Here is a 23,833-nt window from a genome sequence, read left to right on the forward strand (position 1 = left end):
GCGGGGCGGGCGCCTGTTGCCGTTTATTGGGTTTCGGGCAGCATTTCCGGCCAGGCGGCCTTGTCCAGCCACACATCGGCGTCACTGCCCACTGCCGCAGCGGGAATAGCCGCGTTCTGCAGCCAGGCCCGCAGAGCATTTTGTTTGCCAGCGCCACAAACCAGAAAAAACAAGGCCCGTGTTTGTCGCAAGCGCCAGGCACTGAGGCTGACTCTCTCCGCCGGAGCCTTGGCCGCATCAAAAATAGCCAGGGTAGCGGGTGTGTGTTTGTCCCGGCCCCAATCGTGATCGGGGAACAGACTGGCCGTGTGTCCATCCTCGCCCAAACCGAGAAGAACCAGGTCGAAGTGTTGCCGGGGCAGGACTTCGGCATAAATCCGGGCGGCTTCTCGTGCGCCTTTTTCTGCCGGGATGTGATGAATCTGGGTGCGGGGGATAGGCACTTGTGACAACCACGTGTCTTCCAGCATTACGCTATTACGTTCAGCATCTTCTACCGGCAGGCAGCGCTCGTCACCATGGTAAATATGCCAGCGCTGCCAGTCGTTTCCCAGCGTGGGTAAGCGGGCATAAGCAGCACGTGGTGTATTACCACCGGCTACCACCAGATGGAAAGCGCCGCGCCGGGCGATGGCCTCAGCGGCGATCCGGGTGACGGCCGTAGCCAGCCGAGTGCTGATTTCTGCGTTATCGGGATATATATGCCACCTTGGTGCAGCATTTTCTCGAAGCATGCTGGACTCCTCCTGATGCGAAAGCCTAACTGATGGCTTGGCTCAGCAGATGACCAACCAGTGCCGTAAACGCCAAGGCCACACTCCCCCAGAATAGCACGCGCAGCGCTCCGGCGCGGATCCGGGCTCCGCCGATGCGTGCCGAAATCCCGCCCAACAGAGCCAGCAAGATCAGGGTGATGATAAATAAGGCCGCTAATGCATAGGCATGAGGCATGAACGTGCTGATCAGAACGGGGGGTAGGGCACCACTGATAAAGGAAATGGCGGAGGCCATGGCCGCCTGAAGTGGGCGCGCCTCGGCCACTTCTGTCAGTCCCAGTTCTTCCCGGGCATGCGCTTCAAGAGGATCTTGTTGCATCAGCTGAAAAGAGACTTGGCGGGCCAATGCTTCATCCAGGCCCCGATCCATGTAGATTTTGCAGAGTTCCAGTTGTTCCAGCTCGGGGTTTTTACGAATTTCCTGGGCTTCCTGGTGCAGTTGCGCTTTCTGGCTGTCACGCTGGGAGCTCACGGAAACATATTCCCCCGCAGCCATGGACAAGGCCCCAGATAATAAAGCGGCTACTCCAGCCAGCAGGATCTGATCATGATTGGCCTGACCGGCAATGACGCCACTGAGTAAACCGGCAGTAGAAAGCAGGCCGTCATTGGCGCCGAGAACGCCAGCGCGCAGCCAGCCAGTATTTTTTTCGTGATTTTCAGAGTGGTTGTTGTCCATCGCTGGTTTTACTGTCGAATTTAGTGATGGAGCAAGATAGCTCATCTTTGGTGCTTGGGTCTATGATGAAGGTCTAGCTCGAAACTATGAGGACAATTGGATGGCTGGTCTGGAAGATTGGGTAGGCAACACGCCCCTTTGTGAATTGAGAAGTCTGGCACCCCGGGCCGGGGTCCGGATTTTTGGCAAGCTGGAGGGCAACAATCCAGCGGGTTCCGTCAAGGATCGCCCGGCCATGAACATGATCCGTCGCGCCCTGGAGCGAGGCACCATCAGCACTTCGACACGCCTGATTGAGCCCACCAGCGGTAATACCGGGATTGCCCTGGCTATGGCGGCTTCGGTGCGGGGTATCCCGATGACCCTGATCATGCCCGAAAACATGAGCATTGAGCGCCGCCAGGTAATGCGCGCCTATGGCGCTGAAGTCATATTGACTCCGGCAGAAGGCAGTATTGAAGGTTCCATTGATCTGGCCCGGCAGATGGTAGCAGACGGAAAGGGCTTCATGCTGGATCAGTTTTCCAATCCCGATAACCCGGAAGCGCATTATCTTAGTACCGGACCGGAAATCTGGCGGGATACGCGCGGCACTGTGACCCATTTTGTTTCGTCCATGGGTACCACCGGCACGATCATGGGGACTTCCCGGTATCTGAGAGCAGTGAAGCCGGATATTCAGATTGTTGGCGTACAACCAGCAGAAGGGGCGAAAATACCGGGAATTCGTCGCTGGCCGGAAGCCTACTTACCCAAAATCTATCATCGGGAAATGGTCAGCCAGATTGAGGACGTGACCCAGGAGGAAGCCGAAGACATGACCCGGCGACTGGCCCGGGATGAAGGGGTGCTGGCAGGTATCTCTTCGGGGGGCGCCGTAGTGGCCGCCCTGCGTGTCGCCAGAAACCTGGAGCGAGGGGTGTTGGTTGCCATTATTTGTGATCGTGGTGACCGTTACCTGAGTACAGGCGTTTTTCCGGCCTGAGTGGCGATGCCCGCTTTTTCCATGTTTCGTCCACCGAGGCCTTTTGGGATATGGACAAGCCTGGTGTTACTCTGCGGCGGTGGGCTTTTCCTGACTGGTTCAGCCGGGGCGCAGACCCTGGAAATCAGTGCTTCCAGCGTTCAGGGGCCAGGCTGGCAAGCGCAGCACTTACAGGCGTCACTGCAGACCGACTCCAGCTATACTGCTCACCTGCAAGTACAGGCCGGAGTAGTGGCGATGGGCAAGCAACGGGTATGGCAAAAAATGCAGGGTCATTGCAAACTGCAGACGCAGTATGGCTGGTCCTGCTCCGGCCTGCAGTTGACGGTTTCCGGAAGCCCTTGGGGAGAACTGCAGAGTGATGGCCGCTTGCAGGTGCTGCGTAGCGATGGCGCGGGTAGCTTGCAGCTCCATCTGCAAGGCGCAACATTCGGACACACGACCTTGCGGATTCACAGCGGGGCAACGGGACACTGGCAGTTGCAAGCCCGGGGAGATCTAGCCTTAAAGGGGTGGGTTCCCGCCCTGCAAATGCTTCCCGCCAAGTGGCAGGCGGGCGGCGCGATGCATTGGCAATTGACGTCTGATGGAAAAAGCTGGTCCCGGATAAACCAGTTGCATTTTGTGGCGCGACTTTACAAGGGTCAGTTTAGCAGTCCCGACGGCTTGCAAGCGGCTCAGAATGTGGCTGCAACGCTCACGGGTGATGGCCAATGGCTGCGACACTGGCAAGGACAGCTGCAGCTTCGCTGGACCCAAGGCGGCGTATTATGGAGCCCCTGGTATTGGGCAGCGCCCGTGCGTCCAGTAGTGGTGCATAGTGACTGGCAACAGACCGCAGAACAGTGGCGCCTGAACCGGGGCCGCATTGACTGGCCGGAACTGGGTACGGCCAGATTCACCGTGAGTCAGTCTCTTCATGGTGGTTCCATGCGCTGGGATTTGCACGATGTGGATGTTGGCCTGGAACCTCTTTTTGCTCACTGGATCAAACCCTTGTTGCCTGCCAGTAGTTTTGCGGCGCAAGCGCTGCTTGCAGGCCGTTTGCGTTTTTCCGTGGCGGGAGTCCCGGCACTGCACGCGCTGCGTTGGGATCTGCAGGGCGGCAGTTTTTCTAGTCCACCCATGAGCTTGCAGGGTGTTAGCAGCCATGGGGCCTGGGACGAACATTCGCCGTTGGAAAGCGCGGTGTTTCATTGGCAGCGCGCTACCCTGTATCATATTCCTCTTGGACCCGTGGCGCTGCGGCTGGCTCTGCATCCTGGTGGTTTTGCCTTGTACCATCCCCTGGATATTCATCTTCTGGGTGGTGTTCTGCATTTTCAGCAACTCTCCGGGCATTGGCGGGGGGCGCATTCCGGCTTTGCCATGCGCGGTGACCTGAAGGGGCTGAGTATGCGATCGCTGACCCGGATCATGCACTGGCCGCCATTTACCGGGACGATTCAGGCTACCATACCGGAACTGACCTACCATGCCGGCACGATCCATACCAGCGGCGAATTGAGTGCGGGCATTTTCGGTGGTGAAGTCCGGGTGCGTGATTTACAGGTGCAGAATTTCTTGGGTGTGATGCCGCTGCTGCGCGCCAATGTCTCGGTACAGGGGTTACAGTTGAAGCCGCTCACCGAAGCCTTTCACTTTGGTTATATCAGTGGGGTGCTGGATGGTAATCTGCGTCATCTTTACCTGTTGAACTGGTCTCCTGAAGCTTTCCAGGCCCGCTTCGCTACGGTAAAAACCCCGGGGGTTCCCCAAAAAATTAGTTATCAGGCTGTTCAGAATATTACCAAATTAGGGGGGGGCGCAGGCATTGGTGGCTTTTTTCAGGGCATGTTTTTACGTTTGTTCAACACGTTCAGCTATCGTCACCTGGGCATGGGTGTTGATCTCGCAAACGGTATTGCCGAGCTTTCGGGAGTAGGGACAGAAAATGGCGGCTTTGTGATTTTGCAGGGACAAGGACTGCCCAGGGTGGATATAGTGGGGTACAATCACCGGGTCAGCTGGGATGAATTGCTGGCCAGATTAAAAACGGCCATGGAAACCGGGCCGCAGGTACACACAGGAGAATAGGCAGATGAACAAGCAGAATTGGCTGAAAACCCGCAGTACCCAGGCGTTGCTGTTGCTGGGCATGCTCGTCGGCCTTTCGGCTTGCGTCACTGTAAATATTTATTTTCCGGCTGCGGCGGCCAAGCGTCTGGCAGATCAGGTGGTTGGAGAAGTTTACAAGGCCGCTGCCAGCGGCGCAGTGTCCCCATCCGCCGCAGCGAATCATGTATCTCCTGATCATTCTGCCCCAGCATTGACTGCCCCTGTCGTTTCCCCAGCTCCCAGTGCTTTTGAGCGCCTGACCCCGGCCCATGTGGCAGGGTATCTGCTGGCTACGGGGTTTTCAGTCGTGAGTACTCCGGCTGAAGCGGCGGCCGACTTGAATGCCTCCAGCCCCGGGGTGCAGGCTGCCCGGGCTCAGTTGGAAGCCATCGCCACCCGGATGCGCCCCTATTTTGAGAGCGGGGCAGTGGGCTGGACTGCCAATGGACTGGTCGCCATTCATGACGCAGCGGCGGTGTCCTTGCAGGCCCGCGCCGGTCTCAGTGGACTGGTCAGCAGCAACAACAGTGCCCTGCAGAATCTTTATCAGCAAATTGCCAATGCCAATGGCCATCCCGACTGGGAAGGACAAATTCAGCAGACCTTTGCCCAGACCTGGATCAGCAAGGCTCCGGCCGGATACTGGTACCAGAATGCCAGTGGGCAGTGGCAGAAGAAATAAATCTAACTTTGCAGAATATCCTGGTTTTTGATATCGAGACCATTCCGGATATTGCCGGAGGTCGGCGTCTGCATGGCATTGACCTGGCTGATGATGCGGGTGTGGCGGAGTTGCTGCAGCATCAACGCCGTATTGAAACCCAGGGGGCCACTGAGTTTCTGCGTCCCTACCTGCATCAGGTGGTGGCCATTTCCGCCTTGTGGTGGCAGGGTGATCAGGTCAAGCTCAGCAGTTTTGGGGCGCTGAGCGATAGTGAAGCCACCCTGGTGCATGCCTTCTTCCAGATGATTCAGCGCTACGCCCCGCAACTGGTGTCCTGGAATGGTGCCGCTTTTGATCTGCCGGTGCTGCATTATCGGGCTTTCCTGCACGGCATTCCGGCGGCCCGCTACTGGGAGCAGGGGCAGGGTGACAGCAACTATCGCTGGAATAATTACACCAGTCGGTATCATGAACGCCATCTCGATCTTATGGACCTGCTCTCTGGATATCAGGCCCGGAATGTAGCTCGTTTGCAGGACATGGCTCTGTTGATGGGTTTGCCCGGTAAGCTCGGCATGAGTGGTGCAGAAGTGCTGGCGCATTACCAGCAAGGAGAAATAGCCTCCATCCGCCACTATTGCGAGGTGGATGTGCTCAATACCGCCCTGATGCATCTGCGCTTTGAGTTCACCCGGGGGCACCTCGATAAATCCGCCTACGAAGCCCGGCAAACTCAGTTGCGCAGCTATTTACAGCATCGTGATGAGGTCCACATCCGGGAGTTTCTCGACTTGTGGCCGGAAAACCTGCATGTCGCGCCCTAAACTCATTCGCGATGCCTTACCCGAAAGGGTGCGTATTGAGAGCCTGGACGGCGAAGGGCGCGGTATTGCCCGGGTCGATGGTAAGGTGCTGTTTGTGGATGGTGCCCTGCCCGGCGAGGAAGTGCTGGCCCGGCGCACGGAAAATCACAAGACCTTTGAGCGGGGGGAAACTGTCGCTCTCCTGAAAAGCTCGTCCTTGCGGGTGCCACCGCCCTGTCCGCATTTTGGACTCTGTGGTGGCTGCAGTTTGCAGCATCTGGAAATGACCGCGCAGGTCGCCATCAAGCAACGGCAGCTGGAGGATAATCTCTGGCGCATTGGCAAAGTGCGTCCCCAACGGATTTTACCGCCGATTTTTGGTCCGATCCTGGGTTATCGCAGCAAGGCCAGACTGTCGGTGCGCACGCCCAAAACCCGGGGAGCTCTGGTCGGCTTCCGTGAACGCAGCAGCAACTATGTGGTGGACATGCAGCAATGTCTGGTGCTGGATCCCAGAGTCGGACAGCGTATTGCCGCGTTGCGGGTACTGATCGGTCAGATGCAGTCGCCCCAGGATTTCCCTCAGATTGAGGTCGCCTGCACCCCTGATGCCGTGGCCCTGGTATTTCGGCACATGCGTCCGCTGGCAGACAGCGATCTCCAGCATTTGCGCCAGTTCGGGCAGGATCACGACCTGCAAATCTGGTTGCAGCCGCGCGGTCCCGATACCCTCCATCCACTTTTTCCCGAACAGCCCGGCACCCTGCATTATGACCTGCCCGATTATCAGTTGCGTATGCGTTTTGATCCTCTGGTTTTTACCCAGGTGAATCAGCCGGTCAATCAGGTGATGGTGCGCCGTGCTATGGCCTTGCTGCGTCCCCAGGCGGGCGACCATATCCTCGATTTGTTTTGTGGTCTGGGAAATTTTACCCTGCCCATCGCCCGTCTGGGGGCTGAAGTGCTGGGTATCGAAGGCGATGCGCGACTGGTGGCTTTGGCCACGGAAAATGCTGCTGCTAACGGTCTTTCTGCCCTGGCCCGCTATCAGGTGGCGGATCTGACCCGGGCGCAGATGGGCGATTTTCAGATAGCAGGGAAAATCGACAAAATGCTCATTGATCCTCCCCGCAGTGGTGCCATGGAAGTGTTGCAAAGCCTGACCCCCAGCGTTGCCCGTCTGGTCTATGTGTCCTGTAATCCGGCGACGCTGGCGCGGGATGCCGAATATCTGGTTCATCAGCGCGGTTACACTCTGCGTGCTGCCGGTGTCGTCAACATGTTCCCCCATACCGCCCATGTCGAATCCATCGCTCTCTTTGAAAAATGATCCCTCTGCCCATTGGCTGTGGGTGGACGTGGCCGGTCAGCAACTGCGGGTGATGGCGGCTCTGGACGAGCAGGCCCAATATCCGGTGTCCACCGCCCTGAAAGGCTTGGGAGAGTTGCGTGACAGCGCCTGTACGCCGCGAGGCTGGCATCAGGTCCGCGCAAAAATCGGCGCGGGCTTACCGAATAACGCCATCCTGCGCGGGCGGCGCTGGACCGGAGCGTGCTTTTCTCCCCGGGATGCGACCGATATCCCCCAGCAAGACTGGATACTGGGGCGGATTCTCTGGCTGTCGGGGATGGAGCCGGGACTGAATCGTGGCGCTTTGCAGGATACTTTTCGCCGTTATATTTACATTCATGGCACGGCTGATACTGCGCGGCTTGGTCAAGCTGTTTCTGCAGGCTGTATTCGTATGCATCCCGAGACGTTATGCAGCCTTTTTCCAGCGATTGCGCCGGGACACCCGGTCTTTATCGGGCTACAGCCCCCTGTTGATTTTCCCCCGTTGAGGAGGTCCTGAATGGCCTGGATTCGCTTACCCCGATTTCGTCGCGCCGTAAACGTATTCAACCCGAAGCTGTTTGAGAGTTTGTCTTTAGCGGCCTTTCTGGCCTGGGTGGGGCTGGGTTCAGACGCCTTGTCCTCCTCGGCCTATGGTCCTCCAGAAATTTATTATGCCTTGAAGGGCCATGAGTATCTGGCAGTTTTTCTGGCGATTGGTATCCCGATTTCGGTATTCATTATTTCGGCTGGTTACAAACAGGTAATTGCTCTTTTTCCGGATGGAGGCGGTGGTTATCACACTGCGTCGACCCTACTCGGTCCCAAGGCGGGGCTGGTGAGCGGTTCGGCCTTGATTGTGGATTATGTGTTGACGGCGGCCATTTCCGTGGCTTCGGGTACCGAAACACTGCTCAGCAGTTTACCCGCCTACTGGTACAGCGAACGCATTCTGATTGATGTGGCCATTCTACTGTTTCTGATTTTCATCAATTTGCGGGGCATGAAGGAATCCATCAAGATTCTCCTGCCCATTTTCATGGCTTTTGTCGCCACCCACATCATCATGCTGGGTTTTGGTCTGGTCAGCCATGTGGGCGATTTTCCGAGCATCGCCAGTAATACCATAGCTGGTGCCCGGCACGACGATCAGGTGTACGGCTGGATATTCATTGCCGCACTGGTTATGCGTGCCTTCAGCCTGGGCGGCGGAACCTACACCGGCCTGGAGGCAGTGGCCAACGGCGTGCACATCATGCGCGAACCGCGTATCCAGACCGGGCAACGCACCATGACTTTGCTGGCAACCTCCCTGTCACTGGTGGCGGGAAGCCTGATTTTTCTGTATCTGATGTATCACGTCCATGAACACTCCGGGCAGACTCTGAATGCTGTTCTGTATACGGCTATCACCAGCGACTGGACCATTGCCGGGATCCATTTTGGCCCTACGGCTACCATTATTACCCTGATTACCGAAGGGCTGTTGCTATTCATCGCGGCCAATACCGGTATTATCACCGCCCCCATTGTCATGGCCAATATGGCGGTGGATCGCTGGTTGCCTGAGCGCTTTTCCTATCTCTCGGATCGCTTTGTATCGCGCAACGGCATTTTACTGGTGGGCTTTTCAGCAGTCGCTATTTTGTTGGCCACTGGGGGTCATGTCAGAATTTTGGTGGTGCTCTACAGCATCAACGTGTTTATTACCTTTACCCTGACCATGGCAGGATTGAGCAGACACTGGTTTACCCAGCGCCATCAGGAGCCGCGCTGGAAAGGTCGACTCACCATCAGTGTGCTGGGCTTATTGGTGACAGCCTCCATTCTGGCGATCACCGTTTTTGAAAAATTTGATGCGGGTGGCTGGTTTACCTTGCTGGTGACCTTGGTGGTGGTGGTGCTCGGCTATCTGATTTACCGGCATTACAAGAGCATTCGCAAAATCACGGCAGAACTGGATGAAACCATGCTGGATGTGGTTCCCGAGCATCTGGAACCTGGTCCCAACTTACCCCTGGATCCCCGAGGGGCGACGGCGGTGTTTTTTGTGAGCCGTTTTGACGGTCTGGGCTTGCATACCCTGTTGACTGCCCATCGGATGGTGGGTGGCTTTGTCAAGAATTACGTGTTTCTGCTGGCGGGTATTGTCGGGCAGGGGGAGTTCAAGGGTATCAAGGCGCTGGAAGACCTGAAGGTGTATGTAGAAGCGGAAGCCGATCAATATATGGCTTTCTGTCGTAATGAAGGGATGGCATCAACCTGGTTCGCGACCTATTCCACGGACCGGATTCTGGCGATGGAAGAGCTGGCCGATGTGGCCATCCGTTATTTTCCGCAAAGTATTTTTTTTGCGGGGCGTGTCATCGACAATCGGGCCAGGGGACCCTTCCATGGTCTGTTGCATGATGAAGTCAGTTTTATTGTCCAGGATCGTTTGCAGCATGACGGATTCAGCATGATGATCGTCCCGGTGCATGTGCATGGTATTCCCAGTCAGCCGCCGCGCATTGAGCTGCCGATTTCCATGTCGCCGGACATGGAGCTGGTCCAGCAGGAAGACGCAGACAAGGAGGGCAGCAAGGCCAAGGCCCAAACGCAGGAAACTGGCGAAGCAACAGAACAGCCGACGAGCGGAAACTCCCAGGATGCCCCCCGGAACTGAACGAATCATGCCGCGTGGTCCCCTGATGGTGGATATTGCTGGCCTGCAGCCCACGCCGGAAGAGCGGCAGATGCTCTGCGAACCGGCCGTCGGCGGCGTGATTCTCTTTGCCCGCAACTGTCAGGATGCCCGCCAGGTCCATGCGCTCTGTCAGGAAATTCATGCCCTGCGCAGTCCGCCGCTGCTGATCGGTATTGATCAGGAAGGCGGCCGGGTGCAGCGCCTCAAGGAGGGGGTGACCCGTTTCCCGCCCATGGCCAGGTTGGGGCAAATCGCCGAGCAGCAGGGACTGCAAATTGCCCAATCCCTGGCTTATGACTGGGGGCGCCTGCTCGGTGCGGAATTACGGGAGCTGGACTTGGATTTCAGTTTTACCCCTTGTCTGGATCTGGAACGCGGTGTTTCCCGGGTGATCGGTGATCGCGCCATCCATCGTAATCCCGAATGGGTAGCCGCCATTGCCGCGCGTCTCTGGCAGGGGATGTCGGATTCTGGTTTGCAGGGAGTAGGCAAGCACTTCCCTGGTCATGGTGCCGTCACTGCCGACTCCCATCACGATTTACCCAGGGATGAGCGGCCTCGTGGTGTTCTGGAAGAAGACATCCGCCCTTTCAGGGATATGATTCGGGCGGGGATCCCGGCCATTATGCCCGCCCACTGCTTGTATCCGCAGGTAGATCCCGAGCAGCCTGCCGGTTTTTCCCGTATCTGGCTCAAGGACGTGCTGCGGCAGGAGATGGGCTTTACGGGGGTCATTGTCAGTGACGATTTGAGTATGGGCGGTGCTCATGGAGCAGGTACAATGACCGCGCGGGTGGATGCGGCGCAGCAGGCCGGCGCCGATCTGCTGCTGGTTTGCAATGATCCTGAGGGGGCTCGAAAGGCAATCACGCATGTGCAGAAGCGGGGAGAAGCGTCGGGCGCTGCCATCCTGGATTCCCTTGCTGGAACAGCCGGTAAATCGCTGTCAGAGTCGGATCGTGTTCACTATATCCGGGAAATTGCCGAAATATCCGGTTAAGCTCTTGTTTTTCCCGCGCCGCGTATTAGAATACGCCCTCACCAATTTTTACTCCTTGTTCGGACGATGGGCGTCCGGACTCCGTAGTGAACCATAAGGAGCAACGTTTGCGTCATTATGAAATCGTGTTTCTGGTCCATCCTGATCAGAGTGAGCAAGTTCCTCAGATGATTGAACGCTATCGCGGCATGATCGAAGCCGACGGCGGTCGTTTCCATCGTTTGGAGGACTGGGGTCGTCGGCAGCTGGCTTACCCCATCAAAAAGGCCCATAAAGCCCACTATGTGCTGATGAATGTCGAATGCAGCGGCACGGCTCTGGCTGAAGTCGAAGATGCTTTTCGTTTTAACGACGCAGTATTGCGCCACCTGATTCTGGTACGTGAAGAAGCGGTCACCGAACCGTCCTTCCTGGCCCGTGATGAAAATGACCGGCGTGAGCGCGTTGAAACAGAAGATGAAGCAAGCGAAAGCAATGACAATGAAGCCGTTGAGACGGCCTGATTCAAGGAGCAGACAAAATGGCATTTAATCGGGATAGAGATCGGGACGGTGACGGTGACAAACGCGGTGGCGGCAATTTTACCCGGCGCCGCAAGTTCTGCCGTTTCAAGGCGGAAGGCGTCAAGGAAATTGATTACAAGGATTTGAAGACCTTGCAGGCTTATGTGGGCGAGACCGGTAAAATTGTCCCCAGCCGGATTACCGGTACCAGTAATTTGTATCAGCGGCAGTTGACCACCGCCATCAAGCGCGCGCGTTTTCTGGCATTGTTACCTTACGTTGTGCGTTAAGGCACTGACGGAGCGGTGACGGCGCAGTCACAGGGTGGAATCCTGCGCTGGTTTCTCAGCGGACGCTGGCAAGCCGGTTTAAGTATTGCTGTTCTGTTCAGCCTGGCTGGATTGGTCCCCTTTCTGGCCGCGCCACTTTTTTTGAATTGTGTGGCCCTGGTAGCGCTGGTGACATTACAGGCGGGACGTAAGGAAAGCCTGGAAGTATTGGTCATCGCGGGTATTGCCAGCATGCTCTTTACCTTCAACCCCTGGTTTGGCTTGCTGTTTGTTCTGGTAGCCTGGCTACCGGGACGCTTGCTGGGTGAGGGCTTGCACTGGCATATCCAGTGGGGTGGGGTGGTCTGGGTGCTGATAGGACTTTCCCTTACGACCCTGGTGCTGATGTTGTGGGCGGTTCCTTTGGGCGCCGGACCGACTTTCTGGCAAAGTCAGATGACGCAAATGCTGAAGCCGTTGAATACAGAAATCAGCAAGGCACAGATGACTGCCGTGTTGCGTATGGCGCCGCTGCTGCCGGGTATCGCGTCTGCCGGTTTGGTTCTCCTGTGGACACTCGCAGCGCTGCTGGCCAGCCGTTGGCATGAACGGTATCAGGGGCTGGAGCAGCCGCAACGGGTTTACGGCAACCTGGAGTTACCGGGGCGGTTGATCTGGCTGCTGGTGGCAACACTATTGGGAATTGTCCTGGTGCACGGAGCATGGGCCTGGCCTCTCCAGAATCTGGCACTGCTGGTCGGGACCTGGTACCTCTTGCAGGGTTTGAGCTTTGTGCATTTATGGTTTGCGGCCAAAGGCTGGCCGACGATGGCGCTGCTGGGGCTGTATATTGTCCTGATTTTGTTGTCACAGCTGCTGCTGGTGTTGAGTGTGTTGGGAATGCTGGATCGGGTATTCCACTTGCGGCACAGATTATTGAGACCGCGTTCCTGAGGAACGTATTGCAAGGATTTTTGGGAGGATTGGAAGATGAAAGTCATTTTGCTGGAACGTATCAACAAATTAGGTCGTCTGGGTGATGTGGTTGAAGTCAAGCCCGGCTATGGACGTAACTTTCTGGTGCCCCAGGGCAAGGCGGTAATCGCCAACCAGCGTAATCTGGAAGAATTTGCCGAGCGCAAGGCTGCCCTGGAGCAGGTTGAAATGGAGCGTCTGCAGGCTGCTCAGCAGCGTGCCGCCGCTCTGGCGGATGCCGTAGTAAAAATTGCCTTGCAGGCTGGAGAAGATGGGCGTTTGTTCGGTTCTGTAGGCTTGCATGATATCAGTGCGGCCCTCCAGGCGCAGGGACATACAGTGGCCCATACCGAGATTCGTCTGGTAGACGGACCCATCAAGCGGATTGGTGAGTTTCCGGCGCGGGTCCATTTGCATCCTGAAGTCGAGCTGGATGTCATGGTGTTTGTCGAAAGGGCCTGATTTCCTGAGCGGCCGAGGCAGCGATCTTGTATGAAGAGGATGACTACGGCGCTGGCGTAAAAGCGCCGCCCCATTCCATCGAAGCCGAGCAATCGGTGATTGGCGCCCTGCTGATTGATCCGGAATCTGCGGATCAGGTCATGGAAGCTGTCGCTGCCGAAGATTTTTATGAACGTCGTCATCGCCTGATTTTTCAGACGATCAATGACATGCTCAATGCCGGCCGCGTGGTGGATGCGGTCACGGTGTCCGAGACCTTGCAGGATCACGAGCGGCTCGCCGATGCGGGTGGTGTTCAGTATCTGCTGCTGCTCGCCAATGAAACCCCCTCCGCCGCCAATGTATTGGCCTATGCCCGTATTGTCCGGGAACGGGCTGTATTGCGGGAACTGATTCGCGTGGGTCGGGAAATTGCCGAGTTGGCCTACCGACCCGAAGGCCGGGCTGCCCACACGCTTCTGGATGAAGCCGAAAGTCGGGTTTTTCGTCTGACTGAAGGACAGCAGCGCGCCGGCAAAGGATTCTTGCAATTAAAAGAGGCCCTGCCCGCTGTCATCGATCGCATTGAGGCCATTGCCCGTGAAAAAAAAGGTGTTACGGGTCTAGCTACCGGCTTTGTCGACCTGGACGAAAAAACTTCTGGTATGCACCCTGGCCAACTGGTGATTGTGGCGGGACGTCCCAGTATGGGTAAAACCTCCTTTGCCATGAATATTGCCGAGCACGTGGCCTGCGTAGAGGGTAAAAACGTGCTGGTATTCAGCATGGAAATGCCCACTGACGAAATTATCCTGCGCGCCCTGTCTTCCCGGGGTCGGGTCGATCAACACCGGCTGCGGAATGGTACTCTCGGTAACGATGATTGGCCGAGATTGGCCCACGCCATCGGTGAGTTGGGTACTGCGCCACTTTTTGCCGATGATTCGGCGGCCCTGTCGCCGGCAGATTTGCGTTCCCGAGCGCGGCGTTTGAAGCGGGAACAGGGCCTGGATCTGATTGTGGTGGATTATCTGCAGCTCATGCAGGTTCCGGGCCGAGGAGACAACCGGGTGGCGGAAATCTCCGAAATCAGTCGCTCCCTGAAAGCCCTCGCCAAGGAGTTGTCCATTCCGGTTATTGCCCTGTCCCAGCTCAATCGCAGTCTGGAAAACCGGACGGAAAAGCGGCCACAGATGTCGGATTTGCGCGAGTCAGGCGCCATAGAACAGGATGCTGATCTGATTTTGTTCCTCTACCGGGATGAGGTGTACAACAAGGACAACGAAGAAGTGAAGGGCATTGCCGAAGTAATCATTGGTAAGCAGCGCAATGGTCCCATCGGCACCGTACGGATGAGCTTTTTCGGAGAGTACACCCGCTTTGAAAATTATGCCCCGACAGGCGGTGATTACCCGCACTAGATTGTTCGTTTGCCGGGAATTTTTATTCGGGTTTTCAGACCGCTTTGGGTTATCATCATTACCATGACCCGTCCGATTGTTGCTGAAATTTCCCGTTCTGCCTTGGCCCACAATCTCCGGGTGGCCCAAACTCATGCCCCCCGTTCCAGAATCATGGCGGCGGTCAAGGCCAATGCCTATGGGCATGATGTGCAGCTTTGCGCTCCGGTCCTGGCAGATGCTGGAGTGGATGCCTTTGCTGTGGCTTCCCTGGAAGAAGCCGAAACCATTCACGCCTTGAATCTGGCTAAACCCATCTGCCTGCTGGGAGGCCCCTTTGCCGACGAAGAAGTGTCTGTGGCTGCAGAAAGGGGATATTGGCTGGTCATTCATGAAGATCGTCAGTTACGCTGGATGGAGAACTGCGCGGCGCAGCAGGACCTGCAGATTTTCATCAAGGTGGATACGGGGATGCATCGTTTGGGTTTTGCGCCCGAACGCCTGCCGGAAATTTTCGCGAAGCTGCAGGCCTACCCACACTGGCAGGTATTGGGGCTGATGAGTCATCTGGCCCGCGCGGATCATACGGAAGATCCTTTCAATGCGCAGCAGATCGGGGTTTTCGACCAGACGCTACAGAACTTTTCCGGACTGACTCTGGGGCAGCACAGTCTGGCTAATTCCGGCGCCGTCCTGGCCTTGCCTGCAGCCCATCAGTACTGGGTGCGTCCGGGTTTGATGCTCTACGGATTATCCCCTTTTGCCGGCTGGAACGGGATTGATATCGGTCTGCAACCCGTACTTTCCTGGCGCAGCGAAATTGTCGCTACGCGCCAGCTCCAGGCGGGTGAATGGTTGGGTTACGGTGCCGCCTGGCAGGCACCGGTTGCCTGTCGGGTGGGCGTGGTCGCGGCTGGTTATGGAGATGGCTATCCGCGTCCGTTGGAGACCGATACCGACATCGTGGTTGCGGGTCAGAAGACCCGGACTTTGGGGCGGGTCAGCATGGACATGCTCTTCGTGGACCTCACCCACGTTCAGGCGGATATCGGGAGTGCGGTGCATTTGATGGGCGCTGGCGGTCCTACCCTGGAATCTCTCGCCTCGCGCCTGGAGACCATTCCTTACGAGATGAGTTGCCGCCTCCAGATGCGAGTACCGCGCAGGTTGGGACCATGAGCCGAGATAAAAACGTGTTCGTCTGTCAGGACTGTGGCAGTACCAGCAGCAAGTGGTTGGGCCGCTGCCCGGATTGCGGGGCCTGGAACAGTTTTGTGGAGCAGCGGGTGGAAAAAAGCAGCCCGCGCGCGCAAACGGCTTTCAGCAACGCCAGCCCGCCACAGTTTCTTCATGCAGTCCCTCTGGAAGATCTGGATCGTCGCTCTACGGGCATGCAGGAGCTGGATAGGGTGTTGGGCGGCGGACAAGTGCCCGGTGCGGCGATTTTGCTAGGGGGTGAGCCGGGAATCGGCAAATCCACCCTATTATTACAGACCGCCCATCACCTGAGTCTGAATAACCGGGTGCTCTATGTAACGGGAGAGGAATCTGCCGCCCAGGTAGCCATGCGCGCGCAACGTCTCGGTGTCGCCAAAAGTCCGTTGCGGGTGCTGGCGGAAAATCATCTGGAAGCCCTCGAAGTTCTACTCCAGACCGAAAAACCCGATTTATTGCTGGTGGATTCCATTCAGACCTTGTACACCGACAGTCTGCAATCGGCGCCCGGTTCGGTGGCCCAGGTGAGGGAATGTGCGGCGCGGCTTGTACGTTTTGCCAAAGCCAGTGCTACGACCCTCTGGTTAGTTGGGCATGTCACCAAGGAGGGTGCCATTGCTGGGCCGCGTGTGCTGGAACACATGGTGGATAGCGTATTGTATTTTGAAGGGGAAGCGGGCAGTCCTTACCGGATTGTTCGTGCCATCAAGAACCGCTTTGGTGCCGCCAATGAGCTGGGGGTCTTCCAGATGCAGGAGTCTGGTCTCAGCGAAGTCGCTAATCCCTCGCAGCTGTTTCTTTCCCAACATGAAAAACCAGTGCCCGGCAGCGTTGTTCTGGCGACCCAGGAGGGCACCCGCCCGCTGCTGGTCGAAGTGCAGGCACTGGTCACCCCCAGCCCTCTGGCGAATCCGCGTCGGGTGGCCATTGGTCTGGATCCCAACCGCTTGTCCTTGCTGCTGGCGATTTTGCACCGCCATGGAGATACCCCTTTTTTTGATCAGGACGTTTTCGTCAATATTGCCGGAGGTGTCCGGGTTAATGAGCCTGCCGCAGATCTGGCGGTGGCGCTGGCCTTATTGAGCAGCTTTCGCAATAAGGCGTTGCTAGGCCGGCGGGTGGTTTTTGGTGAGTTGGGTCTGGCAGGGGAAGTGCGGCCCGTTGCGGACGCCCAGGGACGCATTCGCGAAGCCGTCAAATTAGGCTTCACCGGCGCAGTGATGCCGCGTAGCGATCAGTTATCGGCTCCAGACAAATTCAGGATTGCTGCGGTCTTGCGACTGGGAGATGCTATGGATGCCGCATTTGATGAATGAATCAAGCGCTTGCCAAATCGCTTTGGAGTCGTTAGGGTGACGACTGCAGGTTCGCTAAAAGTTCACGTAATATGCTGATATATGTTGTTTATTTTTCTTTTTTGAGAGGAGAAATTTTATGCGGAAATCGTTGCGTCATGCTATTCGGTCCGGGCTTGTAATCGTTGCCTTGGGCGTTGCGGGACTGGGCAGCAGTATGGCTGTTGCTGCCACCGCAGCAAGCCCTGCCCAGGTCAAAGATTTTGCTCATGCGGTGCAACAGATCAAGCCGTTAAATGAGCAGGCCCATGCTGAAATCAGCCAAAAAGGCGTCAGTAAAGCAAAGCAGGATGCGGTCAAAAAGTCCTATATGCAAAAAGTGGACAAGGTGCTGGAAAGTAACCATCTGACGGCCGTAGAGTATTCCAACATGCTCAAGCAGACCCAGACTGATCCCGCCTTTGCCAAGGAAGTCGAAGCGGCCATGCACTAAGTTTTAGGTCTGCTGTGGGCAGAGAGACGTATGCGCTAGATAAGCCTTGTAACCATAAAAACAGCAGTGATTTTTAAATTGGAAGCAATTTATGTCATCATGGTGGCATAGGAGATATGCCCCATGAACCCATTACCGAACCCCGATTACGTTTCCCGTCGACGCCAGCTCATGCAGAAAATGCATGATGCCGCTGTGGCGGTGATTCCTACTGCCCTTCCCAAACAGCGTAACAGCGATGTGCAATATCCCTTTCGGGGAGATAGCGATTTTCTCTATCTCACGGGATTTAACGAACCAGATGCAGTGCTTGTCCTGGTTCCCGGACATCCCGACGGAGAGCAGATCCTTTTTTGTCGTCCCCGCGATCCGGCCCGGGAAACCTGGGATGGGCGCCGAGCGGGCCTGGAAGGTGCCCTGAGTCAATGTCAGGTGGATCAATGTTATTCCATCCATGACCTGAACGAGCAGATGCCCGCGCTCCTGGAAAATCGGGACTTGCTGTTTTATCCCATGGGCCAGAGCAGCGATTTTGATGCCAGAGTGATGCACTGGCGCAATCTGGCCAAAGGCAAAACGCGGCAAGGCATTCGCTATCCCCAGGAAGTTGTTGATGTTGGCAGCCTCATTCACGAAATGCGGCTGATAAAGGATGCGGACGAGCTGGAATGTATGCGGGCTGCCGTGGGCATCAGTGGCGCCGGGCACCGCCATGCCATGCGTCAGTGCCAACCCGGAATGATGGAGTATGCGCTCTGTTCAGAAGTTGAGCATGTTTTCCGACGTCTGGGTTCGCCCAGTGTGGCCTATCCCAGCATTGTCGGAGGGGGTGAAAACGGCTGTATTCTCCACTACACCGAAAATAACGCTGAATTACGGGATGGTGATCTGGTCCTGATTGATGCCGGTGCAGAAATTGCCGGTTATGCCGGAGACATTACCCGGACCTTCCCCGTCAACGGGCAGTTCAGTTCGGCCCAGCGGGAAATCTATGAAATCGTGTTGGCTGGTCAGGAAGCCGGCATTGCCGCAGTGCGGGCGGGACGTCCGGTTTCTGATTATCATGATGAGGCCGTCAAGGTGCTGGTGGATGGGTTGCGTGACTTGAAAATCCTCACCGGCAGTCGTGATGCGCTGATCGAGCAGGGCGCCTACAAGGCCTTCTATATGCACGGCACCGGACATTGGTTGGGGCTGGATGTGCACGATGTCGGGCAGTATCGTCGCGCCGACAAGTCTTCACGGCCACTGGAACCCGGTATGGTGTTGACTGTTGAGCCAGGATTGTATTTTGCGCCAGCCAATCCATCCGTGCCAGAAAGATGGCGGGGAATCGGCATTCGCATTGAAGATGACGTGGTAGTGACTGCGGGTGAGCCGGAAATCCTTTCTCAATCGGTTCCCAAGAAAATTGCCGACATAGAGGCGCTGATGGCTGCCGGGCCCCTCTGAGCAAAAGTTCAGACGCCGTGCGCGGCGGCGCTGTGATAGGCGTGGACAAAACGTAGGCGGGCTTGCCTGACCCCAAAATCCAGGGCCTGTTGCACGCTGCCCATCAGAATGTCGGCAGCCATGTGGTAGCGTGGGCTCATGGTATCCCAGACTACACCATGAATGATGGTGCCCGAGGGAAGAATGATGTCGATTTTTTCACCGCAGCGGTTACTGCCATTTCTACGCAGGAAAAGATCCGGGGACAAGGCAATCTGACCTGGACGAGTCGGTCCACAGGCGGACATGTCTGGATTTTCATTGGTTTGATTGGGAAGGGCATTATATGCCGTCACCCGGCGCAAATAAACAACCTGATGGCGGGCGATCAGCGCTCCGTCTCCGGGAGAGTCAGGGGTTGCTGTCTGTTGATACGCTTGATCTCCTGTGTTTTCCAGAGGATCGGGATCAGTCCTGGCGGGCTTTTTTTGAACGATTTGGGTGAGGATGCTGGCAGGCAATCCGGAAGGATGCAAGGCCAGGGCATTGGGTAAAAGCAAAGCTATCAAGGCGATTCCCGCGCCGGTGGATAGGCTTTTAATCATGCATATCTCCGATTTTGAGTAGGACTTCTTTCTCAAATCATCAAACGTAACAATATTTTATAAAAAATAAAGGCAAAATCAAGAAGATAATTTTAGTTTTTTCATAACAAAGAGTTGCGTGGTGGTTGACGATGAGCGAAGCCGGGGGGTGCCGGTCTTGCAGGCAACATACGGTCAGTGCGACGCAATAGCATAAATGGTGCTGGTGTATTGTTGTTTTTTTGGCTATTATTCATTTGCTCGTTTTCCAACCCAACAAAGGAGACTGCTATGAGCAAGTTCACCACCGCTTTGAAAGTAACTGCGCTGATTTTGCCCTTGGGCCTGGCCGGTTGCGCTACCAACTCTGATCTCGCCAAGGTTTCTGCCAAGGCTGACGCCGCGCAGTCTACCGCCAACGAGGCTCTTGCCAAGGCCAATGCCGCGCAGAGCACGGCTACCGACGCCCTGAGCAAGGCTAATGCCGCGCAGAGCACGGCTGATCAGGCCATGAGCACTGCCAATGCTGCCAATCAGAAGGCTGAAGAAGCCAATGAGAAGGTAGAGCGCATGTTCAAAAAGGCGATGATGAAGTAATTTATCGCTGTAGTGGATGTGAAAAGGCCCCGACGGTTTTCCGCCGGGGCCTTTGCTTTGCTATCTCAAGCTCTGTCACTACGAGGAGCAGCATTTTTACAGGCTGCTAGGACATTTCATGATTGATGTTGCTCATCCGCTTTCGGGTAACATTTGAAACCTTATAATTGTTTTTATGCGCCAGACTTTATGGCGGTTTCGACCTTCTTGGCAAATTGTGGATCATCATGCGCTTTTGTCATGAGCATTTCATAGGTGTTCGTCGAGAGATCGTTTTTAGCTAGAATGCTCTGTACATCGCGTGCGTAAGAATGTTCAAGAGCTTGCTGTTTGGATTTACTGACACCTTTTTGCATGGCTTCTCCACGCATTTTTGAACTTAATGGGGCTATCTCCCGCAATGCAGAAGCGAAATGCATGATCTCACCATTGCTCACGACTGGTCCAGCTGAAGGCTTTGTGGGCACCATAGGCGCAGAACCAGAGAGTACTTCAGATTGTGGTTGCACCCCAGAAGCTATAGGTGGTGGATTATGGGATGAACGATTTTGCATGCTGGGTGAGTATTGCTGAGTTTGCGGCGTCATCGTAGGGGCGCTCATACTGGCAAAGGCCATGGAGCTTCCAAAAATAAACAAGCCGAAAGCCGTTAGTGCGTTAAGTTGGATTTTATTCAATCTTTACCTCCAGATTTTGTTCATGAGTAATAGCATTTATCGTGCTGTTGGTCTGGATATCAAATATCCATGCAACTACGGTATCAAGCACAAAATAGCATTGTCAAATATTGGCATAGCATCATTTTTCAATAAATTAAATGTGTGATCATTAAACCACATATTTTTATATATAAATTTTAAATAGTTTATTTTTATTCATATAGATATATGGACTTTAAAAAAGAAAAAACTAATATACAAATTGGTTTATTGTTTTTTTGAAACAGGCAATAAATAGATAGTTTAGAATCTTTTTTTGGTGATGTAGTATGCATATCTGAAGCGGGTTAATATGCGGCTATAGGATTGTTTGATCAATGGTGAATGGGTGCTAAAAAATACAAAAAAAGAGTTAGGTTTTAAGTACCTAACTCCTTACGGGTTCTGGGGTGGCTGACGGGGCTCGAACCCGCGACAACCGGAATCACAATCCGGGACTCTACCGACTGAGCTACAGCCACCATAATGACGAGCCGGAATCATACAACGAGCTGGGCTTCGCCGCAAGGCGAAGCCTTGTCCAACGACACATGAGTCTGAACGGGGTAGCGTATTTCCAAGCTGAAATGAGTCTGAAAGCGGACGAGGGTCTGGGATCATTCGGAGATGATCGTGACTCTACATACCGACAAGCTCACTACCCTGGAGCAACTACGTGCCTTCATTGAAGGGACCCAGGCCAGATCTTTCCAGGCGTCCAGCCGTCAGGAAGCCTATGACTGCATCGCCGATACCTTGCGCCGTTTCCACTATGCGCAATGCCGCAAGGCCGACAAGGGATTGATCACGCGCTTTCTCTGCCAGGTGACTGGACTTTCTCGCCAGCAAATGGTCCGGCATATCCATCAGTTCCGCGAGACCCGGCAGGTACAGGACCGGCGCAGGGCACCCGCCAAGCCCTTTCCACGGCACTACACTGATGCGGACGTGCATCTCCTGGCCGAGCTGGACCGGCTGCACGGCACACTCTCCGGCCCGGCCACTCGCAAGCTCGCCGAGCGGGCGTTCCAGGTGTTCGGGGATATCCGTTACGAACGCCTGGCCGCCATTTCCAACGGCCACCTCTACAATCTACGCAAAAGCACCGGCTATCAACGCCTGCGTATCGTCCAAGACAAGACTCGGCCACTGCGTAACCGCATTGGTGAGCGGCGCAAGCCACGCCCTGATGGCCGCCCCGGATGGCTGCGCGTCGACTCCGTGCACCAGGGCGATCTGGATGGCATCAAAGGCCTCTATCTCATCAATGCCGTCGACGAAGTCACCCAGTTCCAGTTTGTCTGCGCTGTCGAGCGCATCAGCGAGCACTTCCTGCTCCCCATCCTCGAGCAACTCATCCAGGCCTTCCCCTTCATCATCCACGGCTTCCACAGCGACAATGGCTCTGAGTACATCAACCGCCGCGTGGCCAGCCTACTCAATAAACTCCATGTGGAGGAATTCACCAAATCGCGCTCCCGCCAATCCAGTGACAACGCACTGGTCGAGAGTAAGAACGGTTCGGTGGTCCGCAAACACCTGGGCTACAGCCACATTCCCGGACGTTTTTCAAAACAAGTCAATGACTTCACCTTCACCGTCCTCTCGCCCTACTTGAATTTCCATCGACCCTGCTTCTTTCCTGAGGAATATCTCGATACCAAGGGCCGCCTGCGTAAACGATACCGCTACGCGACCATGATGACTCCCTACGACAAGCTCAAGTCTCTGTCCGATGCCTGCCAGTTCCTCAGGCCGGGAATCTCCTTTGTCGACCTGGATGCGCAAGCCCATCAGTTCAGCGATAATGAAGCCGCCCGTCGACTGAATATTGCACGGGATAAACTGTTCCGTACCATTTACAACACCTTGACTCCGGTTGCTTAAGTATCCTGACTCAGCCCACCTGTTCAGACTCATTTGTGGATTGGAAAGGACTGGCGAAAGTCCGGGATCAATCCATAAACAGGGAGCTGACGGAATCTTCTTCGGCAATACGACGGATGGTTTCAGCCATCAGCTCGGCCACTGATAATACCCGAATTTTGGGGCTCTCCTGGGCTTCTTTGCTGAGAGGGATGGTATCGGTCACGACCAGTTCATCCAGCTCGGAGCGCGCAATACGTTCCATGGCGGGGCCGGATAGCACCGGGTGCGTACAATAGGCACAGACCTTAACCGCCCCTTGGGCTTTGAGCGCATGAGCAGCTTCGCAAAGGGTGTTGGCGGTATCCACCATGTCATCGACCAACACACAGGTACGTCCTTGTACGTCACCGATGATGTTCATGACTACCGATTCATTGGGACGGGGACGGCGTTTGTCGATAATGGCCAGATCCACTTCCAGACGCTTGGCAATGGCCCGGGCACGGACTACACCACCCACATCGGGGGAGACCACTATCAGCTCTGGATAGCTTTTGCGCCAGATATCCCCCAGAAGGATGGGTGAGGCATAAATGTTATCCACGGGTACGTCAAAAAATCCCTGAATCTGATCTGCATGCAGGTCCATGGTCAACACCCGGTTGGCCCCCGCGCTGGTAATCAGATCGGCCACCAGTTTGGCGGTGATGGCCGTCCGCGAACGGGATTTGCGGTCCTGACGGGCGTAACCGAAATAGGGCATGGCCGCAGTAATGCGATTGGCCGAAGCGCGCTTCAGAGCATCAATCATGGTGAGTAATTCCATGAGATGATCGTTGGTGGGGGCGCAGGTAGGCTGGAGTACAAATACATCCCGTCCACGCACATTTTCCAGGATTTCCACAAACACTTCGCCATCACTAAAAGAGCTGACTTCAGCGCGACCCAGGGGGATTTGCAGAAAGCGGGCCACCTGGGCAGCCAGTACAGGATTGGCGTTTCCACTGAACACCATAAGATTGCCATGGGCCATGTGATGT

The 23,833-nt window shown here is 55.6% G+C and carries 24 protein-coding genes and 1 tRNA gene; 19 read left to right on the forward strand and 6 right to left on the reverse strand.

Annotation, left to right across the window (positions count from 1 at the left end):
* Positions 1-23: 23 nt before the first annotated feature.
* On the reverse strand, positions 24-734 hold the full coding sequence (gene pgl / locus B1757_RS07645) for a 6-phosphogluconolactonase (RefSeq protein ID WP_101537748.1): 711 nt from the start codon (positions 732-734) through the stop codon (positions 24-26).
* 25 nt (positions 735-759) lie between these two features.
* Complete coding sequence (locus B1757_RS07650; RefSeq protein WP_101537749.1) at positions 760-1,455, reverse strand: VIT1/CCC1 transporter family protein; 696 nt, start codon at positions 1,453-1,455, stop codon at positions 760-762.
* A gap of 100 nt (positions 1,456-1,555) precedes the next feature.
* On the opposite strand from B1757_RS07650, the gene cysM reads away from it, so the two are divergent.
* The 17 genes from cysM to pepP all read left to right on the forward strand — a co-directional run bounded on the left by cysM (position 1,556) and on the right by pepP (position 19,066).
* The gene (gene cysM, locus B1757_RS07655; RefSeq protein ID WP_101537750.1) at positions 1,556-2,440 is read left to right on the forward strand and encodes a cysteine synthase CysM; all 885 of its coding nucleotides are present in this window, start codon (positions 1,556-1,558) and stop codon (positions 2,438-2,440) included.
* A gap of 63 nt (positions 2,441-2,503) precedes the next feature.
* Positions 2,504-4,516: a translocation/assembly module TamB domain-containing protein gene (locus tag B1757_RS07660; protein WP_253253770.1), complete on the forward strand. Its 2,013-nt coding sequence runs from the start codon at positions 2,504-2,506 to the stop codon at positions 4,514-4,516.
* 4 nt (positions 4,517-4,520) lie between these two features.
* Positions 4,521-5,219 carry a DUF1318 domain-containing protein gene (locus tag B1757_RS07665; RefSeq protein ID WP_101537751.1) on the forward strand — a complete coding sequence of 233 codons (699 nt, stop codon included), beginning with the start codon at positions 4,521-4,523 and terminating at the stop codon, positions 5,217-5,219.
* Between the two features lie 8 nt (positions 5,220-5,227).
* Positions 5,228-6,025: a 3'-5' exonuclease gene (locus tag B1757_RS07670; RefSeq protein ID WP_253253772.1), complete on the forward strand. Its 798-nt coding sequence runs from the start codon at positions 5,228-5,230 to the stop codon at positions 6,023-6,025.
* Positions 6,012-7,334, forward strand: coding sequence for a 23S rRNA (uracil(1939)-C(5))-methyltransferase RlmD (gene rlmD, locus B1757_RS07675; protein WP_101537753.1), 1,323 nt, complete (start codon positions 6,012-6,014; stop codon positions 7,332-7,334). Before B1757_RS07670 ends, rlmD begins: the two co-directional genes overlap by 14 nt.
* On the forward strand, positions 7,324-7,857 hold the full coding sequence (locus tag B1757_RS07680; RefSeq protein WP_253253773.1) for a L,D-transpeptidase: 534 nt from the start codon (positions 7,324-7,326) through the stop codon (positions 7,855-7,857). The genes rlmD and B1757_RS07680 overlap by 11 nt, the downstream gene beginning before the upstream one ends.
* Positions 7,858-10,002 carry an APC family permease gene (locus B1757_RS07685; RefSeq protein ID WP_101537755.1) on the forward strand — a complete coding sequence of 715 codons (2,145 nt, stop codon included), beginning with the start codon at positions 7,858-7,860 and terminating at the stop codon, positions 10,000-10,002.
* 7 nt (positions 10,003-10,009) lie between these two features.
* Positions 10,010-11,023 (forward strand): beta-N-acetylhexosaminidase, encoded by a 1,014-nt coding sequence (gene nagZ / locus B1757_RS07690; RefSeq protein WP_253253774.1) that lies wholly within the window; start codon positions 10,010-10,012, stop codon positions 11,021-11,023.
* Between the two features lie 107 nt (positions 11,024-11,130).
* Positions 11,131-11,526 carry a 30S ribosomal protein S6 gene (gene rpsF / locus B1757_RS07695; RefSeq protein WP_101537757.1) on the forward strand — a complete coding sequence of 132 codons (396 nt, stop codon included), beginning with the start codon at positions 11,131-11,133 and terminating at the stop codon, positions 11,524-11,526.
* Positions 11,527-11,543: 17 nt separating this feature from the next.
* Positions 11,544-11,816: a 30S ribosomal protein S18 gene (gene rpsR, locus B1757_RS07700; protein ID WP_010637680.1), complete on the forward strand. Its 273-nt coding sequence runs from the start codon at positions 11,544-11,546 to the stop codon at positions 11,814-11,816.
* A gap of 15 nt (positions 11,817-11,831) precedes the next feature.
* Complete coding sequence (locus B1757_RS07705; RefSeq protein WP_101537758.1) at positions 11,832-12,749, forward strand: DUF2232 domain-containing protein; 918 nt, start codon at positions 11,832-11,834, stop codon at positions 12,747-12,749.
* 36 nt (positions 12,750-12,785) lie between these two features.
* On the forward strand, positions 12,786-13,232 hold the full coding sequence (rplI, locus tag B1757_RS07710; protein ID WP_101537759.1) for a 50S ribosomal protein L9: 447 nt from the start codon (positions 12,786-12,788) through the stop codon (positions 13,230-13,232).
* 26 nt (positions 13,233-13,258) lie between these two features.
* Positions 13,259-14,632, forward strand: coding sequence for a replicative DNA helicase (gene dnaB / locus B1757_RS07715; RefSeq protein ID WP_101537760.1), 1,374 nt, complete (start codon positions 13,259-13,261; stop codon positions 14,630-14,632).
* Between the two features lie 63 nt (positions 14,633-14,695).
* The gene (gene alr, locus B1757_RS07720; protein WP_101537817.1) at positions 14,696-15,790 is read left to right on the forward strand and encodes an alanine racemase; all 1,095 of its coding nucleotides are present in this window, start codon (positions 14,696-14,698) and stop codon (positions 15,788-15,790) included.
* Entirely contained in the window at positions 15,787-17,142 is a 1,356-nt protein-coding gene (gene radA, locus B1757_RS07725) for a DNA repair protein RadA (RefSeq protein WP_101537761.1), read from the forward strand. The genes alr and radA overlap by 4 nt, the downstream gene beginning before the upstream one ends.
* 118 nt (positions 17,143-17,260) lie before the next feature.
* Entirely contained in the window at positions 17,261-17,614 is a 354-nt protein-coding gene (locus tag B1757_RS07730; protein ID WP_101537762.1) for a DUF4168 domain-containing protein, read from the forward strand.
* A gap of 123 nt (positions 17,615-17,737) precedes the next feature.
* Positions 17,738-19,066 (forward strand): Xaa-Pro aminopeptidase, encoded by a 1,329-nt coding sequence (pepP, locus tag B1757_RS07735; protein ID WP_101537763.1) that lies wholly within the window; start codon positions 17,738-17,740, stop codon positions 19,064-19,066.
* An 8-nt stretch (positions 19,067-19,074) separates the two neighbouring features.
* On the opposite strand, the gene B1757_RS07740 is transcribed toward pepP, so the two are convergent.
* Positions 19,075-19,650, reverse strand: a complete 576-nt coding sequence (locus tag B1757_RS07740) for an RlpA-like double-psi beta-barrel domain-containing protein (protein ID WP_101537764.1) — start codon at positions 19,648-19,650, stop codon at positions 19,075-19,077.
* A 270-nt stretch (positions 19,651-19,920) separates the two neighbouring features.
* On the opposite strand from B1757_RS07740, the gene B1757_RS07745 reads away from it, so the two are divergent.
* Complete coding sequence (locus B1757_RS07745; protein WP_101537765.1) at positions 19,921-20,226, forward strand: Lpp/OprI family alanine-zipper lipoprotein; 306 nt, start codon at positions 19,921-19,923, stop codon at positions 20,224-20,226.
* A 173-nt stretch (positions 20,227-20,399) separates the two neighbouring features.
* On the opposite strand, the gene B1757_RS07750 is transcribed toward B1757_RS07745, so the two are convergent.
* Both B1757_RS07750 and B1757_RS07755 read right to left on the reverse strand, forming a co-directional pair.
* Positions 20,400-20,903 carry a DUF4168 domain-containing protein gene (locus tag B1757_RS07750; RefSeq protein ID WP_101537766.1) on the reverse strand — a complete coding sequence of 168 codons (504 nt, stop codon included), beginning with the start codon at positions 20,901-20,903 and terminating at the stop codon, positions 20,400-20,402.
* A 427-nt stretch (positions 20,904-21,330) separates the two neighbouring features.
* Positions 21,331-21,406 (reverse strand) — tRNA-His (locus tag B1757_RS07755).
* 151 nt (positions 21,407-21,557) lie between these two features.
* Here B1757_RS07755 and B1757_RS07760 point away from each other — a divergent pair.
* Positions 21,558-22,811: an integrase catalytic domain-containing protein gene (locus tag B1757_RS07760; RefSeq protein WP_216360837.1), complete on the forward strand. Its 1,254-nt coding sequence runs from the start codon at positions 21,558-21,560 to the stop codon at positions 22,809-22,811.
* Positions 22,812-22,878: 67 nt separating this feature from the next.
* Here the strand turns inward: B1757_RS07760 and B1757_RS07765 are convergent, their stop codons facing one another.
* Positions 22,879-23,826: a ribose-phosphate pyrophosphokinase gene (locus tag B1757_RS07765; RefSeq protein WP_101537768.1), complete on the reverse strand. Its 948-nt coding sequence runs from the start codon at positions 23,824-23,826 to the stop codon at positions 22,879-22,881.
* Positions 23,827-23,833: the final 7 nt, after the last annotated feature.

Origin of the sequence: Acidithiobacillus marinus (assembly GCF_002847505.1) — a bacterium.
In the GTDB taxonomy this organism is placed as follows: domain Bacteria; phylum Pseudomonadota; class Gammaproteobacteria; order Acidithiobacillales; family Acidithiobacillaceae; genus Acidithiobacillus; species Acidithiobacillus marinus.

Excerpts from the sequence above, each read along its gene's own strand:
- rplI (WP_101537759.1), top strand. The coding sequence starts at position 12,786 with ATGAAAGTCATTTTGCTGGAACGTATCAACAAATTAGGTCGTCTGGGT.
- nagZ (WP_253253774.1), top strand. The coding sequence starts at position 10,010 with ATGCCGCGTGGTCCCCTGATGGTGGATATTGCTGGCCTGCAGCCCACG.
- B1757_RS07730 (WP_101537762.1), top strand. The coding sequence starts at position 17,261 with ATGCGGAAATCGTTGCGTCATGCTATTCGGTCCGGGCTTGTAATCGTT.
- radA (WP_101537761.1), top strand. The coding sequence starts at position 15,787 with ATGAGCCGAGATAAAAACGTGTTCGTCTGTCAGGACTGTGGCAGTACC.
- B1757_RS07765 (WP_101537768.1), bottom strand. The coding sequence starts at position 23,826 with ATGGCCCATGGCAATCTTATGGTGTTCAGTGGAAACGCCAATCCTGTA.
- alr (WP_101537817.1), top strand. The coding sequence starts at position 14,696 with ATGACCCGTCCGATTGTTGCTGAAATTTCCCGTTCTGCCTTGGCCCAC.
- B1757_RS07665 (WP_101537751.1), top strand. The coding sequence starts at position 4,521 with ATGAACAAGCAGAATTGGCTGAAAACCCGCAGTACCCAGGCGTTGCTG.
- B1757_RS07650 (WP_101537749.1), bottom strand. The coding sequence starts at position 1,455 with ATGGACAACAACCACTCTGAAAATCACGAAAAAAATACTGGCTGGCTG.
- B1757_RS07685 (WP_101537755.1), top strand. The coding sequence starts at position 7,858 with ATGGCCTGGATTCGCTTACCCCGATTTCGTCGCGCCGTAAACGTATTC.
- pepP (WP_101537763.1), top strand. The coding sequence starts at position 17,738 with ATGAACCCATTACCGAACCCCGATTACGTTTCCCGTCGACGCCAGCTC.
- pgl (WP_101537748.1), bottom strand. The coding sequence starts at position 734 with ATGCTTCGAGAAAATGCTGCACCAAGGTGGCATATATATCCCGATAAC.
- cysM (WP_101537750.1), top strand. The coding sequence starts at position 1,556 with ATGGCTGGTCTGGAAGATTGGGTAGGCAACACGCCCCTTTGTGAATTG.
- B1757_RS07745 (WP_101537765.1), top strand. The coding sequence starts at position 19,921 with ATGAGCAAGTTCACCACCGCTTTGAAAGTAACTGCGCTGATTTTGCCC.
- rpsR (WP_010637680.1), top strand. The coding sequence starts at position 11,544 with ATGGCATTTAATCGGGATAGAGATCGGGACGGTGACGGTGACAAACGC.
- rlmD (WP_101537753.1), top strand. The coding sequence starts at position 6,012 with ATGTCGCGCCCTAAACTCATTCGCGATGCCTTACCCGAAAGGGTGCGT.
- B1757_RS07740 (WP_101537764.1), bottom strand. The coding sequence starts at position 19,650 with ATGATTAAAAGCCTATCCACCGGCGCGGGAATCGCCTTGATAGCTTTG.